This window comes from Streptomyces sp. Y309, assembly GCF_056712025.1.
On the sequence record NZ_CM160048.1, the window covers coordinates 7,435,854 to 7,450,678 of the forward strand.

Sequence of the window (14,825 nt, forward strand, 5' to 3'; positions counted from 1 at the left end):
CGGGTCCTCTCAGCCTTCGTTCAGGGTGGTCAGGCCGTGCTCGATGAAGACGGGCACCAGCTCGCCGATGCGGTCGAAGCCCGCGCCGAGGGTCTGGCCGAGCGTGTAGCGGTAGTGGATGCCCTCCAGGATCACGGCGAGCTTGAACCACGCGAACGCGGTGTACCAGGAGATGGCGGAGACGTCCCGGCCCGAGCGGGCCGCGTACCGCTCGATCAGCTCGGCGGGGTCCGGATGGCCGGGCGCGCCCGCCGTGGTGCTGACGGGGGAGTCGGGCACCTCCAGGCGCACGCTGTACATGACGAGCAGGCCCAGGTCGGTGAGCGGGTCGCCGAGCGTGGACATCTCCCAGTCGAGGATGGCCGTGATGCGGTCGGCCCCGTCCACGGAGTCGACGAGGACGTTGTCGAGGCGGTAGTCGCCGTGCACCACGGTGGCCGCGGGCGAGGTGGGCAGCGCCCGGCCGAGGGCCGCGTGGAGCTCCTCGACGCCCGCGAGCTCGCGCCCGCGCGAGGCGGCCAACTGCTTGCCCCAGCGCCGCAGTTGGCGGTCCAGGAACCCCTCGGGCCGGCCGAAGTCCCCGAGCCCGACCGACTCCGGGTCCACGGCGTGCAGGTCGACGAGCGTGTCGACCAGACCGAGCACCACCGCGCGGGTGCGCTCAGGGCCGAGCGGCGCGAGCTGCTCGGCCGTGCGGTAGGGCGTGCCCTCCACGAACTCCATCACGTAGAAGGGTGCGCCGAGCACCTCCTCGTCCTCGCACAGCAGCACCGGCCGCGGCACCGGCACGTCGGTGGGGTGCAGGGCGCTGATGACCCGGTGCTCGCGCTTCATGTCGTGCGCGGTGGCGAGGACGTGGCCGAGCGGCGGGCGGCGCACCACCCAGCGCCCGGTGCCGTCCGAGACGGCGTACGTGAGGTTCGACCGGCCGCCCTCGATCAGCCGGGCCGTGAGCGGCCCGGATCCCAGCAGGCCCGGGCGTTCGCGGTCGAGGTGGCCGCGCAGCCGGTCGAGGTCGAGGCCGGGCGGGCCGGCGGGACGGTCTGGGCTCATGGGCGAATCGCTCCTGATCGTGAACGGCGGACGACGGACTGCGGACGGTGATGCAACGCGCTGGCGTTCATGATGCCGACCAGTCGGTATGTCGTCCAGGGGGCCCGCCCCGAACGTGATCAGGATCGCGGCGCGCCCGGCCGCCGGGGGGCGCCGGGCGCGGGTGCGCACATGAGTGGGCGCCCGGCCGGGGAAGGGGTGACCGGGCGCCTCTGGGGGGTTGGATGCGGGGCTGCCCCCGCGGGGGCAGGGCTCAGTGGTCGTCCCAGTGGCCGTCGTGCTCGGCGTGCCGGTGGCCGTCGTGGACGTAGTCCAGGTGGTCGCCGTGCGTCACGGCCGGGTGCCCGCAGCCCTCGCCGTGCCGGTGCTCGTGGCCCTCGTGGGCGACGTGCGTGCTCGGCTCGCACTCGTCGTAGTGGTCGCTGTGCGCGCGGTGCAGATGGCCGTCGTGCGCGTAGTCGACGTGGTCGCCGTGCGGGACCTCGGTGTGCCCGCAGGCCGGGCCGTGGGTGTGGTCGTGGGCCGGGTGTTCCTGGTGAAGCGTGGTCATGACGGACACCTTCTGTGCGGGGTCGCTCTGCGGGTGGTCTCTCCCCGGCCGTGCCGGGTGACTCTCTCAGGCTAGTACTCGATGCCTGTTTAATCCCGTTGTGAAAGCGTTTCGCATACTTCCATGACTCCGTGAGGCGACCCGATGAAAGCGATCAGCTACCACGCGTACGGCGGGCCCGAGGTCCTCGAGTACGGCGATGTGCGCGACCCGAAGGTCGGCCCCGACACCGTCCTGGTGAAGGTGCGGGCCGCGGCCGTCAACCCCGTCGACCACAAGTGCCGCGAGGGGCACCTCGACGCGATCCTCGACGCCGCCTTCCCGGTGATCCCGGGCTGGGACGTGGCGGGCGTGGTGGTGCAGCCGGGGGCCGCCGTGCCGGAATTCGCCGTCGGCGACGAGGTCATCGGCTATGTACGGGAGGACTTCCTCTCGCGCGGCACCTTCGCCGAGTACGTGGCGGCCCCCGTGCGCACGCTCGCCCGCAAGCCGCGCAATCTGACCTTCGAGGAGGCCGCGGGGCTGCCGCTGGCCGGGCTCACCGCGTACCAGGTGCTCCACCGGGCGCTGGCCGTCACCGAGGGCGACGTCGTGCTCGTGCACGCCGCCGCGGGCGGCGTCGGCTCGTTCGCCGTGCAGCTCGCCCGGCACGCGGGCGCCCGCGTCATCGGCACCGCGAGCGAGCGCAACCACGACTATCTGCGCGAGCTCGGCGCCGAGCCGGTCGCGTACGGGGAGGGTCTCGCCGGGCGCGTGCACGCCCTCGCCCCCGAGGGCGTCGACGCCGCCTTCGACACGGTCGGCGGCGAGACGCTCCGCGTCTCCGCGGACCTCCTCGCCCCCGGCGGCCGCCTCGCCTCCGTCGCGGACGGCTCCGTCATCGGCCTCGGCGGCGAGTACTGCTTCGTACGCCCCGACGCCGCCGACCTCAACCGCCTCACCGAACTGGCCGAACAGGACGTCCTCACCGTCAACGTCCAGGATGTCTTCCCTCTGGAACGCGCGGCGGAGGCCCACCGGCTGAGCGAGGAGGGGCGTACGCGCGGGAAGATCGTGGTGACGGTGGACTGGGGGGAGGACGGGGGGAACTGAGCGGGACCGCCCCGGGCGAGGCCCGCTAGAAGATCACTGTCATCGCGCACACCGCGAGCGCTGTCGTGCACAGGGCCGCCGCCGCGGCGGTGCGCGGGCCGATCGCGTGCGGGCGTGCCGTCGTCAGGGCCGTCATCCTGCGGTGCGCGACGGCCAGGAAACCCAGCCACAGCAGCAGGCACAGGGCGCATGCGACGACGTCCGCCGCGGAGGCGCCGTCGTACAGCGCGGACCGCGCGCCGAGCACTGCGGCCACCGTGCAGGCCAGTGTCGTACGCCGCCACGCGAGGCGCGTACGTTCCGGCTGGAGCCCCGGGTCCCGGGGCACGGGCGCCTGGGTCCCGGCGCCGTCACCCCCGCCCGCCCCGGGCGTGTCCGCGGCGCGGCCCCTCACCCCTCCCACCCGAACACCACGATCACCACCATGGCGAGCGCGACCACGGCCACCACCGCGCCGAGCAGGGCGGGGAAGCGGGACGCGGGCAGGTCCTCGCCGCGCCGCATGGCCCGCTCGCAGCGCACCCAGTGGTTGACCGCGCGCAGCGAGCAGAGCACCCCGGCGGCGAGCAGCGCGAGCGCGAGGCCGACGCGTACGCCCCAGCGCAGGTCGGGCAGGAACTGGTCCACGGCGAAGCCGCCGCCGATCAGCGCGAGGGCGGTGCGCAGCCAGGCGAGGAAGGTGCGTTCGTTGGCGAGCGAGAAGCGGTAGTCGGGGGTGTCGCCCTCCTGCCGGATCCGCTCGGGGGCGAACCACAGCCGGAGGCTCTGTACGAAGGTGCTCACCGTTGCACGATAGTTCTCAGCTCTCAGTTCTCGGCTCTTGGCCGGTGGCCCGGAACGCCCGCAGCCGCTCGTACGCGTCGAGGCCGTCCGGCACCCACTCCCACTCGCCGGCCCGCCGGGCCAGTTCCTCGTCCGTGAGGAAGTCGTGCCAGGCGACCTCCTCGGGCTGCGGGCTGACCGGGGTCGTGCAGCGCACCTCGTACACGGACGACCACCAGGTGCGGCCCGCCCCGTCGTCGTACAGGAACTTGAACAGGGGGACGGGGCGGGGGAGGCCGGTGACGCCGAGTTCCTCCTGGGCCTCGCGCAGCGCCGCGTCGTCGTACGACTCGCCTGCCGCGACGACGCCGCCGACGAACATGTCGTACAGCGACGGGAAGACCAGCTTGGTCGGGGTGCGGCGGTGCACGAAGACTCGCCCCTGGGCGTTTCTTGCCTCGATGAACACGCAGCGGTGGCGCAGGCCGCGGGCGTATACCTCGCCGCGCGGTGCCGCGCCCACGACGTTGTCGTCCTGGTCGACCACGACCAGCACCTCGTCCGCCGGATCGGCGGGCCCCTCCGTACTCATCCCCCCATCCAACCTCACGCCACGGGGGCTCCGCCCCCGAACCCCCGCTCCTCAAACGCCGGAGAGGCTATCTCCCCACCCACCCGCCCCACCCAGTCCAACGCCCCGCAGTCGGCACACCAGCCAACCCACCCGCCCCACCCAGTCCAACGCCCCGCAGTCGGCACACCAGCCAACCCACCACCCCGCACGGCACCCACCACCCCGTACGGCAACCCTCCAGCCCGAAGGGCAACCCATCAGCCCGTGGGGCAATCCCTCCGGCCCGTAGTCCACCACCCCGTACGGCAACCCTCCAAGCCCGTAGGGCAACTCCTCCGGCCCGTATGGCAGCCCACCATCCCGTACGACAACCCCTCCGGTCCGAACGGCAATCCTCCGGCCCGCCCGGCGACATTCCAGCCCGCCCCGGCACATTTTCAGCCCGTCCGGCGATTGAGGACGAGCCGCGAAGCGGCGATCGGCGGCGGCGCGTCCCACGCGCACGGAACTCCCACTCCGGCGGGGGCGCGTCCCACCCGCCCGGAACCCCCACCCGGTCAGGGGCCTGTCCCACCCGCACGGAACTCCCACCCCGGCAGGGGTCCGTCCCGCCCGCCCGTGACCCCCACCCCGGCAGGGGCCTGTCCCACCCGGAACCCCCACCCCAGCGAGGGCCTGTCCCACCCACCCGGAACCCCCACCCCGGTGGGGGTCTGCCCCACCCGCCCCGGGACCCCCACCCCACCCCCAGCCCGTCCGGCGATTGAGGACGAGGCCGTTCAGGCCGACAGCGGGGGTCCGGGGGCGGCAGCCCCTGGTTTCGGGAAGGGGTGGGACTGGGGAGCCCCCGGCAGGGCCACGACCGATCCACCCCCGACGGTTGACTCCGCCCCCCGCCGAAACCAGGATCTGACTCACCGGTAACCCACCCCGCGGCAGCCGCACACACCCAGAGGAGCGCCCCATGGCCTACGACGCAGACGTGATCGTGATCGGGGCGGGCCTCGCCGGGCTCACGGCGACCGCCGAGCTCGTCGACGCCGGCCGCAGGGTGATCCTGGTCGACCAGGAGCCGGAGCAGTCCCTGGGCGGCCAGGCCCACTGGTCCTTCGGCGGCCTGTTCTTCGTCGGCTCCCCGGAGCAGCGCCGCATGCGCATCAAGGACCACAGGGAACTGGCGCTGCAGGACTGGCTGGGCACGGCCGGCTTCGACCGCGAGGAGGACCACTGGCCCCGCAAGTGGGCGGAGGCGTACGTGGACTTCGCGGCGGGCGAGAAGCGCGCCTGGCTGCACGCCCAGGGCGTCCGCTTCTTCCCGATCGTCGGCTGGGCCGAGCGCGGCGGCTACGACGCCCAGGGCCACGGCAACTCCGTACCCCGCTTCCACATCACGTGGGGCACGGGCCCCGGCCTCCTCGCCCCGTTCGTCCGCCGCGTCCAGGCGGGCGCGGCCCGCGGCCTGGTGCAGTTCAAGTTCCGCCACCGGGTCACCGGCCTGTCCCGCACCGGCGGCACCGTCGACACCGTGACCGGCGAGGTCCTGGCGCCGTCCGGCATCGAGCGCGGCAAGGCGAGCAACCGCGACGTGACCGGCACGTTCGAGCTCCGCGCCCAGGCCGTGATCGTCACCTCCGGCGGCATCGGCGGCAACCACGACCTCGTACGCGCCAACTGGCCGAAGCGCCTCGGCAGCCCGCCGGAGAAGATGATCTCGGGCGTGCCCGCGCACGTGGACGGCCTGATGCTCGGCATCGCCGAACGCGCGGGCGGCCACCTGATCAACCGCGACCGCATGTGGCACTACACGGAGGGCATCGAGAACTGGGCCCCGATCTGGGACAAGCACGGCATCCGCATCCTGCCGGGACCGTCCTCGCTGTGGCTGGACGCCCGCGGCAACCGCCTGCCCGTACCGCTGTTCCCGGGCTTCGACACGCTCGGCACGCTGAGCCACATCATGCACACCGGGTACGACTACACGTGGTTCGTGCTCAACCAGCGCATCATCGGCAAGGAGTTCACGCTCTCCGGCTCCGAGCAGAACCCCGACCTGACCGGCAAGTCGGTGCGCGGGGTCGTCGAGCGGGCCCGGGCCGACGTGCCGGGCCCGGTCAGGGCGTTCATGGACCACGGCGTCGACTTCGTCGTCGAGCGGGACCTCGGCGCGCTGGTGCGCGGCATGAACGCGCTCACCAAGGAACCCCTCATCGACGAGGCCGCCCTGCACCGCACCCTCGCCGCCCGCGACCGCGAGATCGTCAATCCGTACACCAAGGACCTCCAGGTCAACGCCATCCGCGGAGCACGGAAGTTCGTCGGCGACCGGCTCGCCCGGACCGTGCCGCCGCACCCGATCCTGGACCCCAAGGCCGGCCCGCTCATCGCCGTACGCCTCAACATCCTCACCCGTAAGACACTTGGCGGCCTGGAGACCGACCTGTCCTCGCGGGTGCTCCAGGAGGGCGGCGATCCGCTGCCGGGCGTGTACGCCGCGGGGGAGGCCGCCGGATTCGGCGGCGGGGGAGTGCACGGCTACCGCTCGCTGGAGGGGACGTTCCTCGGCGGCTGCCTGTTCTCGGGGCGCGCGGCCGGACGGGCGGCGGCGAAGTCGGTCGGATAGCGCCAAGTCGGCCGTGGGCGGGCCGGACGGCGTCAAGTCGGCCGTGAGTCGGCCGGACAGCCTTAAGTCGGCCGTGAGTCGGTCGGATGGCACCAAGTCGGCCGTGAAGGAGCGGGATAGCGTCAAGTTGGCCGCGCGTAAGGGGTCCTGTGCGGGGTCGACGGTAACGAGACCTTGACGCGGAGTGCGGCCTGCCGGTTGGCTGTGCGTGATCACACGCTCGCCCAACGCGTCGGGGAGGACATTCTGCGGTGTCTCCACCTCCGCCCCCGCCGCTCGGCCGCTCCCGGAAGAAGAAGGCCGCGCACACCTTCGACGCCGCCCTCGACGACGTCGAACTCGTCGCCGCCCGCGCGGCGTTGACGCAGGGGCGCTGGACCGAGGTACGCGCGCTGCTCGCCGCCACCGGCGACGACTGGGACCGCAGGGGCCACCGCGTCGACGTCCTCGCGCGCGAGCCCTCCACCACCGCCTGGGCCCGCGACTGGCGGCTCGCGGAACCGGAGAGCGCCGACGCCGCCGTCCTGCTCGCCCACGCCGCCGTGCACCGCGCGCTGCGCGGCAAGGAACGCTCCGAGAAGGCCCGCGCGGCCTGCCGCGAGGCGGCCGCGCTGGTCCCCGCCGACCCCACCCCGTTGCTCGCGCTGCTGCTCCTGGAGCGCTCGCTCGGCCACGAGGAGGACGTCGTACGCCTCTTCGACGAAGTGCGGCACCGGCATCCCGAACACCACCACGCCCACCACCTGATGGTCGCCAGGCTCGCCGAACGGCGGCCCGGCGCCGGCCAGGACCCGCTGCACGAGGTGTACGACTTCGCGTCCTGGGCCGCCGAACAGGCCCCCGACCACTCGCCGTTGGCCGTGCTTCCGGTCGTCGCGCACGCCGAGCGCTACCGCGTGCTCGCCACCGCGGGCAGCGAGAACAAGGACCCGGTCGTCTCCGGGCACTGGGTGAGCCGCCGCGCCCGGCAGGTGATGAAGGCGTCCTTCGACTGGTGGCTGGAGTGGGAGATGCCGCACGAGTCGGTGCACCCGCGCGGCTTCGTCGACCTCAACTTCCTCGCGCACGCCACCTACTGCGAGGGCCGGGCGGCCGAGGCCGCCGCGCTGTTCCACCGCATCGGCCGGTACGCGACCGAAGTCCCCTGGTCGTATCCGGACCGCGATCCGCACCAGGCCTACTTCGCCGCGCGCGGCACGGCACTCGGCACGGCCTGACCCCGCGCACCACCGGGACTCCGCCCCCACCGGGACTCCGCACCACGGGCACGTGAAACGCACGACGCACCATCTGTCACGCGAGACGCACGACCAACGGCCCACTATGGGCGGAAAGGACAACCGCGCCATGGCGACGGGCAGTTCAAGGAGCAGTGCAACGAGTGCGACCAGCGCGGGCGGGGCCGGCACGGGATCCCGCGGCAGGACCGTCCCGCATCAGGGCGGCATCAACACCTACGTGGGCCAGGAACGGGCCCTGCGCGCCGGGCGCCTCGGCACCGCGGGCCTGCTGCTGTCCGTGCTTGCCGCCACCGGACCGCTCATGGTCGTCGCCGGCGTCATGCCCACCACGTACGGCGTGATGGGCGTCGTCGGACAGCCCCTGCTCTTCCTCATCCTCGGCGTCGTCCTGGCCCTGTTCAGCTTCGGCTACGCGGAGATGAGCCGGCACGTCCACAACGCCGGTGCCTTCTACGCCTACATCTCGCGCGGCCTCGGCGGCACCGCGGGCGCGGGCGCCTCCGCCGTCGCGCTCGTGGCCTACAGCGCCCTCCAGGCGGGCCTGTTCGGCATGCTCGGCTTCGAGGTGTCCGGGCTGCTCGCCAAGTACTTCGACGTCACCGTCGGCTGGTGGATCCCCGCGCTCGTGACCGTCGCGATCGTCGGCGTCCTCGGCTGGCTGAAGATCGACCTCAACGCGCGCCTGCTCGGCGTCCTGCTGCTCATCGAGGTGGCGCTCGTCGTCATCTTCGACATCGCCGCCGTCGCCGACCCGGCGAAGGAGGGCCTGTCGCTGCACGCCTTCAACCCCGACACGCTCACCGGCGCGGGCGTCGCCACCTCGCTGTGCTTCTGCATAGCGGCCTTCACCGGCTTCGAGCAGGCGCCCGTGTACGCGGAGGAGACCAGCCGCCCCCATGTCGTGGTCGCGCGCGTGATGTTCTTCGCCGTGGGCTTCGTCGCCGTCTTCTTCGCCCTCAGCTCCTGGGCCCTGACCGTCGCCGCCGGGCCCTCCGGCATCGTGCCCGCCGCCCAGGAGCAGAGCGCGGGCCTGCTGTTCGGCCTCACCGAGTCCCGCCTCGGCGGCACCTTCACCGACGTCCTCCACGTCCTGTTCGTGACCGGCATGTTCGCGGCCCTGCTGAGCTTCCACAACGTCGTCGCCCGCTACGCCTTCGCCATGGGCCGCGAGGGCCTGCTGCCCGCCGCGTTCGGCCGCACCAACAGCGCGAGCGGCGCGCCCGGCACGGGCTCGCTGCTCCAGACCGTGGTGTCCGTCGTCGTCGTGATCGGATTCGCCGTCACGGACGACGCCCCGGCCGGCGACCCGACCGCGCCCGTCCTGCACCTGTTCACCTGGGGCGGCAACGTCGGCGCCCTCGGCGTGCTGCTCCTGATGGCCACCGCGTCCGTCGCCGTCATCGTCTTCTTCGTCCGGCGCGGCGCCGCGCGCGCCCAGGCCTGGCGGATCACGGCGTCCGCGCTCGCCGCGGCCGCGCTGCTCGCCATCGCGGGCTACACCGTCAAGGACTTCGACGTCCTCGTCGGCGCGGGCCCCGGTTCCTCGCTGAGCTGGGTGCTCCCGGGCATCATAGGCGTCGCGGCGGTCGTCGGCCTCGCCTATGGGGCGTATCTGAAGTCGGCCCGCCCGGCGGCGCACGCGCGCATCGGGCTCGGCAACGAGGCGTTCCAGCTGGAGAAGGCGGCGGAGGACGCGGGGCGGGGGGCCTGAGCGGGCTCCCGTCGTCTGCCGACAGCACGTATGACGAACCGCTGACGGACACCCGCGGGCCCTGGCCCCCCGCCCTCGCGGGTGCTCGAATCGACGTGTGACGACCGATGAGCGGGACCCCACGGCCCAGCCGGAGGCGGACGGTGCCCCCGTGGGCCGCCGTCTGGTCCTCGGCACCCTCGCGCTCGGCGCCCTCGGCGTGGCCGCGGCGCCCCCGCTCCAGCGCGGCCTCGAAGCGTTCCTGGGCGCCGCGTCCGACAAGGACCCCACCGGCCTCACCCGGCTCCTGCCCAACGGCGGCGGCTTCCGCTACTACTCGGTCGCCTCCTCCGTACCCCGCAAGAACGCCTCCTCCTACCGCCTGACGGTCACTGGCCTCGTCGACCGCCCCGCCACGTACACCCTCGCCGAGCTGCGCGCCCGCCCGCAGACGCGGATCGTCCGGGACGTGCAGTGCGTGACGGGCTGGCGAGTGCCGGACACCCCCTTCGAAGGCGTCCGGCTCTCCCGCCTCCTGGACGCCGCCGGGGTGCGCCCGGAGGCCCGAGCCGTCCGCTTCACCTGCTTCGACGGGACGTACAGCGAGAGCCTCACCCTCGAACAGGCCCGCAGGGGCGACGTGTTGGTGGCCCTGCGCATGCAGGGCAAGGACCTGAACCACGCCCACGGCGGCCCCGCCCGCCTCTACGTGGCACCGATGTACTTCTACAAGTCCGCGAAATGGCTGTCCGGCATCGAACTCACCGCCCGGGTCGAGCCCGGCTACTGGGAACGCAAGGGGTACGACGTGGACGCCTGGGTCGGCCGGTCGAACGGGCGCAGCGATGACCCGACCGCCTGAGCCCGGGCGGGTGCCGCGCTTCAGCGCGGGCGAGCGGTGGGTGCACCGGAGTACCGCCTGGCTGATGACGGTGTGCGTGCTGAGTGCCGCGTGTCTGTACGTGCCCCAGCTCGCCGAACTCGTCGGCCGCCGGGCCCTCGTGGTGGACGTGCACCAGTGGTCCGGGCTGCTGCTGCCCGTGCCGTTCCTGGCCGGGCTGGCCTCCCGCGCCTTCCGCGCGGACCTGCGGCTCCTGAACCGCTACGGCGCGCACGACCGGCGCTGGCTGGCCGCCGTCCGCCGCCGCGGTCCGCGCCGGAAGGCGCGCTGGGCGGGGAAGTTCAACGCCGGGCAGAAGGTGTATGCCGCGTGGGTCGGCGGGGCGGTGCTGGTCATGCTCGGTACGGGGCTTGTGATGTGGCGGACCGATCTCTTCCCGCTCCTCTGGCGCACGAGCTCGACCTTCGTCCACGACTGGCTCGCGCTCGCGCTCGGCGTCGCGCTGCTCGGCCATGTCGCCCTGGCCCTGCGGGACCCGGAGGCGCGGCGCGGCATGCGGAGCGGGTCGGTGGACCCGGGGTGGGCGGAGCGGGAGCATCCGCTGTGGCGGCGGTAGTGGCCCCCGCCGGGGGCTCCGTAACTGGGGGCTCCGCCCCCAGACCCCCGCTCCTCAAACGCCGGAGGGGCTATTTCCCCACCCACCCGCCCTATCCACCCCTACGGCACGCAGTCGGCACATCAGCCAACCCACCCGGCCGTAGGGCAACCCTCCGGCCCGTACGGCAACCCTCTGGCCCGTCCCGCGACATTCCAGTCCGCCCCGGCACATTTCAGCCCGTCCGGCGTTTGAGGACGAGGCCGTTCAGGCCGATAGCGGGGTCCAGGGGGCGGTAGCCCCCTGGTTACGGGAAGGGGCGGGACTGGGGAAAGCCCCGCAGGGCCCACCCCCCAGCTACAACACCACCGACAGCAACAACACAAACCCCAAAGCCACCACAGAAATGATCGTCTCCATCACCGACCACGTCTTGATGGTCTGCCCCACATCAAGCCCGAAATACTCCTTCACCAGCCAGAACCCCGCATCGTTGACATGACTGAAGAACAACGACCCGGCCCCAATGGCAAGGACGAGCAGCGCGGCATGCGAGGTGGACATGTCCGCGGCAAGCGGAGCCACCAGCCCGGCGGCGGAGATCGTGGCGACGGTCGCCGACCCGGTGGCGAGCCGGATCGCGACGGCGATGAGCCAGGCGAGCAGCAGCGCGGGAATGGACCAGTCCTCGGAGAAGTCGAGGATCATCTGCCCGACCCCCACGTCGATGAGGGTCTGCTTGAAGCCACCCCCCGCACCCACGATCATCAGCACACCCGCGATGGGGGCGAGCGACTTCTCGACGGTGGACGACAGCCGGTCCTTGGTGAACCCGGCGGCCCGCCCGAGGGTGAACATGCCCACGATGACGGCGGCGAGCAACGCGATCAACGGCGACCCGACGACGTCGAAGACGCGCTGCACGGTCGCTTCCGGATCGTCGACGACGATGTCGACGAGGGCTTTGGAGAGCATGAGGACGACGGGCAGCAGCACGGTGGCGACGGTCGCGCCGAAGCCGGGCCGCTGCTCCAGGTCCTCGGAGGGCCGCTCCGGAATCATCTTCTCCGGCGGCGCCACATCCACCCACCGGGCGGCGACCTTCGAGAACACCGGCCCCGCGATGATCACGGTGGGAATGGCGACGAGCACGCCGAGCGCGAGCGTCACGCCGAGGTTCGCCTTCACCGCGTCGATGGCGACGAGCGGCCCGGGGTGCGGCGGGATGAGCCCGTGCATCACGGACAGACCGGCGAGCGCCGGGATGCCGATGCGCATCAGCGAGTAGTTGCCGCGCTTGGCGACCATCAGCACGACCGGGATCAGCAGCACGATGCCGACCTCGAAGAACAGCGGAAGCCCGATGACGGAGGCGATGAGCACCATCGCCCACGGCATCGCACGCCCGCCGGACCGTCCGGCCTTCGCCAGGATCGTGTCGACGATCTGGTCCGCGCCGCCCGAGTCGGCCAGCAGCTTGCCGAGGATGGCACCGAGCGCGATGAGTACACCGACGCCCGCGACGGTCGAGCCGAGCCCGGTGGTGAAGCTGGTGATCGCCTTGTCGAGCGGGGCGCCCGCGAAGGCGCCGAGCGCCAGTGAGCCGATGGTCAGCGCCAGGAAGGCGTGGACCTTGAACTTCGTGATGAGCAGAACGATGACGGCGATGCCCGCGAGAACGGCGATCCCGAGCTGGGCATGGCCCGCCGAGGTGATCGGTTCGACGGGATCCGCTGCCAGCATCTCGACGCTGAGACTGGTCACGGTGGGTTCCTTGTACGTGGACGTGAGGGGGAGGTACGTGGACGCGTGGGGGGGGTGGGACCGAGCTGCGGGAAGCGAGGACCGGTCAGCCGTCGAGCGTGGCCAGGGCCGCCGCCGCCCGGTCGGCGATCTCCTCCGGCGTGCCCGCGACGTCGACGTCGACGCCCGCCTCGTCGGGGCCGAGCGGCTCGAGCGTGGCGAACTGCGAGTCGAGCAGCGCGGTCGGCATGAAGTGCCCCTTGCGCTGCCGCATCCGCTCCTCGATGAGGGCGCGGTCGCCGGTGAGGTGTACGAAGACGAGGCTGTCGAGGCCCGGGGCGGCGGCCCGCAGCCGGTCCCGGTAGGCGCGCTTGAGCGCGGAGCTGCTGACCACGCCGCCGAGGCCGGCGCGGCCGTGGGCCCACTCGCCGATGGCGTCGAGCCACGGCCAGCGGTCGTCATCGGTCAGCGGGGTGCCGGCCGACATCTTGGCGATGTTCGCCTCGGGGTGGAAGTCGTCGCCCTCGGCGTACGGGACGCCGAGCCGGGCCGCGAGCAGGGGGCCGACCGTGGTCTTGCCCGTTCCCGCTACGCCCATCACTACGACGACGTGGGTGGTGCTCATCGCTGGTACTGCCTCGCTGTCCTCGTCGACATCGATCGGTTCACGTCACTGAAACCCATTAGGTCAGATGAATTCAAGAGGCTGTGGCGCAAAAGTCTGACTTTTTGAGCACACTGCTCCCCTCGTACGCTGACGTCATGACCGCACAGGCCCGGGGGCTGCACGCCCGCGTACTCGACAGCCTCGGGCCCGCCATCACCGCGGGCGAGTACCCGCCCGGCAGCGTCCTGCGCACGGACGAGCTCGCGCAGCGCTTCGAGGTGTCGCGCTCGGTGATGCGCGAGGTGGTGCGGGTCCTGGAGTCCATGCACCTGGTCGCCTCGCGGCGCCGCGTCGGCGTGACCGTGCGGCCCGCAGAGGAGTGGAACGTCTACGACCCGCAGGTCATCCGCTGGCGGCTCGCGGGCGCCGACCGCCCGCGCCAGCTCCGCTCGCTGACCGTGCTGCGCTCCGCCGTCGAGCCGGTCGCCGCGGGCCTCGCCGCGCGGAACGCCACCGCCGAGCAGTGCGCCGCCCTCACCGAGTGCGCCCTCGGCATGGTCGCCACCTCACGCGGCCGCCAGCTGGAGGGCTATCTGGTGCACGACATCGCCTTCCACCGCATCGTCCTGGACGCCTCCGGCAACGAGATGTTCGCCCGGCTCGGCGACGTGGTCGCCGAGGTGCTCGCGGGCCGCACCCACCACGACGTGATGTTCGAGGACCCCGACCCGGCGGCCGTGACCCTGCACGTCCGGGTGGCCGAGGCGGTGCGGGAGGGCGACGCGCCCCGCGCCGAGGCCCTCACCCGCGAGATCGCCGAGGGCGCCCTGCGGGAGCTGGACATCCTGGCACCGCCGCCCGCGACCGGGTGAGCGCCGGCGCCCGCGAGCGGGCGAGTGCCACCGCCCGCCACCGGGCGAGCGCCGCCGCCGGGGCCGAGGGGACAATGGGCCCCATGTCCCGACGCACCACCACGCGCCCCGAGCCCTGCCCCTGCGGGCGCCCCCAGCCGTACGAGAAGTGCTGCGGCCGACTGCACCGGGGCGAGGCCGCCGCGGCCACCCCTGAGGAGCTGATGCGCTCCCGCTACAGCGCCTTCGCCCGGCGCGACGAGGCGTACCTGCTGCGCACCTGGCACCCGCGGACCCGGCCGCCGCGCGTCGAGTTCGACCCGGCGATGCGCTGGACGGGACTCGCCGTCGAGGAGACGACCGACGGCACGGCCTTCCACACCACCGGCACCGTCACCTTCCGCGCCCGCTACACCGACGGCGGCCGCCCCGACTCCCTGCACGAGCGCAGCCGCTTCGAGCGCGTCGACGGGGCCTGGGTGTACGTGGACGGCGACTTCATCGACTGACCCCGCCCCGGGCGGGCCCGGCGGGCGTAGGTACCACCCGTCGGGACCCGGCCATCCGGCGGGCCGGGCGGGTGGGGCTGCTGGAGAGGGAGACACG

Annotated in this window: 15 protein-coding genes; 8 read left to right on the forward strand and 7 right to left on the reverse strand. The window is 72.9% G+C overall.

Going from position 1 to position 14,825, the window contains the following annotated elements:
• Positions 1-9 precede the first annotated feature (9 nt).
• Positions 10-1,053 (reverse strand): phosphotransferase family protein, encoded by a 1,044-nt coding sequence (locus AC0KTA_RS30880; RefSeq protein WP_481051489.1) that lies wholly within the window; start codon positions 1,051-1,053, stop codon positions 10-12.
• 253 nt (positions 1,054-1,306) lie between these two features.
• Positions 1,307-1,603, reverse strand: coding sequence for a hypothetical protein (locus tag AC0KTA_RS30885; RefSeq protein ID WP_481051490.1), 297 nt, complete (start codon positions 1,601-1,603; stop codon positions 1,307-1,309).
• 144 nt (positions 1,604-1,747) lie between these two features.
• Here AC0KTA_RS30885 and AC0KTA_RS30890 point away from each other — a divergent pair, with 144 nt between their 5' ends.
• On the forward strand, positions 1,748-2,695 hold the full coding sequence (locus AC0KTA_RS30890) for an NADP-dependent oxidoreductase (protein WP_481051491.1): 948 nt from the start codon (positions 1,748-1,750) through the stop codon (positions 2,693-2,695).
• Positions 2,696-2,720: 25 nt separating this feature from the next.
• Here the strand turns inward: AC0KTA_RS30890 and AC0KTA_RS30895 are convergent, their stop codons facing one another.
• The 3 genes from AC0KTA_RS30895 to AC0KTA_RS30905 all read right to left on the reverse strand — a co-directional run bounded on the left by AC0KTA_RS30895 (position 2,721) and on the right by AC0KTA_RS30905 (position 4,049).
• Positions 2,721-3,023 (reverse strand): DUF202 domain-containing protein, encoded by a 303-nt coding sequence (locus AC0KTA_RS30895; protein ID WP_481051492.1) that lies wholly within the window; start codon positions 3,021-3,023, stop codon positions 2,721-2,723.
• Between the two features lie 62 nt (positions 3,024-3,085).
• Positions 3,086-3,478 carry a YidH family protein gene (locus tag AC0KTA_RS30900; protein WP_481051493.1) on the reverse strand — a complete coding sequence of 131 codons (393 nt, stop codon included), beginning with the start codon at positions 3,476-3,478 and terminating at the stop codon, positions 3,086-3,088.
• A 16-nt stretch (positions 3,479-3,494) separates the two neighbouring features.
• Positions 3,495-4,049, reverse strand: a complete 555-nt coding sequence (locus AC0KTA_RS30905) for an NUDIX hydrolase (RefSeq protein WP_481051494.1) — start codon at positions 4,047-4,049, stop codon at positions 3,495-3,497.
• A 946-nt stretch (positions 4,050-4,995) separates the two neighbouring features.
• On the opposite strand from AC0KTA_RS30905, the gene AC0KTA_RS30910 reads away from it, so the two are divergent.
• From AC0KTA_RS30910 to AC0KTA_RS30930, 5 genes are all read left to right on the forward strand, one after another.
• Positions 4,996-6,651, forward strand: coding sequence for an FAD-binding dehydrogenase (locus AC0KTA_RS30910; protein WP_481051495.1), 1,656 nt, complete (start codon positions 4,996-4,998; stop codon positions 6,649-6,651).
• 251 nt (positions 6,652-6,902) lie between these two features.
• On the forward strand, positions 6,903-7,868 hold the full coding sequence (locus AC0KTA_RS30915; protein WP_481051496.1) for a hypothetical protein: 966 nt from the start codon (positions 6,903-6,905) through the stop codon (positions 7,866-7,868).
• A gap of 130 nt (positions 7,869-7,998) precedes the next feature.
• A complete protein-coding gene (locus AC0KTA_RS30920; protein WP_481056627.1) occupies positions 7,999-9,603 on the forward strand; it encodes an APC family permease in 1,605 nt (534 codons plus the stop codon).
• Between the two features lie 97 nt (positions 9,604-9,700).
• Positions 9,701-10,444 (forward strand): molybdopterin-dependent oxidoreductase, encoded by a 744-nt coding sequence (locus AC0KTA_RS30925; RefSeq protein ID WP_481051497.1) that lies wholly within the window; start codon positions 9,701-9,703, stop codon positions 10,442-10,444.
• Positions 10,428-11,039 carry a cytochrome b/b6 domain-containing protein gene (locus tag AC0KTA_RS30930; protein ID WP_481051498.1) on the forward strand — a complete coding sequence of 204 codons (612 nt, stop codon included), beginning with the start codon at positions 10,428-10,430 and terminating at the stop codon, positions 11,037-11,039. The genes AC0KTA_RS30925 and AC0KTA_RS30930 overlap by 17 nt, the downstream gene beginning before the upstream one ends.
• 336 nt (positions 11,040-11,375) lie before the next feature.
• On the opposite strand, the gene AC0KTA_RS30935 is transcribed toward AC0KTA_RS30930, so the two are convergent.
• Together AC0KTA_RS30935 and AC0KTA_RS30940 are read right to left on the reverse strand one after the other, a co-directional pair.
• On the reverse strand, positions 11,376-12,782 hold the full coding sequence (locus AC0KTA_RS30935; RefSeq protein ID WP_481051499.1) for a GntT/GntP/DsdX family permease: 1,407 nt from the start codon (positions 12,780-12,782) through the stop codon (positions 11,376-11,378).
• An 85-nt stretch (positions 12,783-12,867) separates the two neighbouring features.
• Positions 12,868-13,386 carry a gluconokinase gene (locus AC0KTA_RS30940; RefSeq protein ID WP_481051500.1) on the reverse strand — a complete coding sequence of 173 codons (519 nt, stop codon included), beginning with the start codon at positions 13,384-13,386 and terminating at the stop codon, positions 12,868-12,870.
• 137 nt (positions 13,387-13,523) lie between these two features.
• Between AC0KTA_RS30940 and AC0KTA_RS30945 the strand changes: the two genes are divergently transcribed.
• Positions 13,524-14,240 carry a FadR/GntR family transcriptional regulator gene (locus tag AC0KTA_RS30945; protein WP_481051501.1) on the forward strand — a complete coding sequence of 239 codons (717 nt, stop codon included), beginning with the start codon at positions 13,524-13,526 and terminating at the stop codon, positions 14,238-14,240.
• Positions 14,241-14,314: 74 nt separating this feature from the next.
• Positions 14,315-14,728, forward strand: a complete 414-nt coding sequence (locus AC0KTA_RS30950; protein ID WP_481056628.1) for a YchJ family protein — start codon at positions 14,315-14,317, stop codon at positions 14,726-14,728.
• Positions 14,729-14,825: the final 97 nt, after the last annotated feature.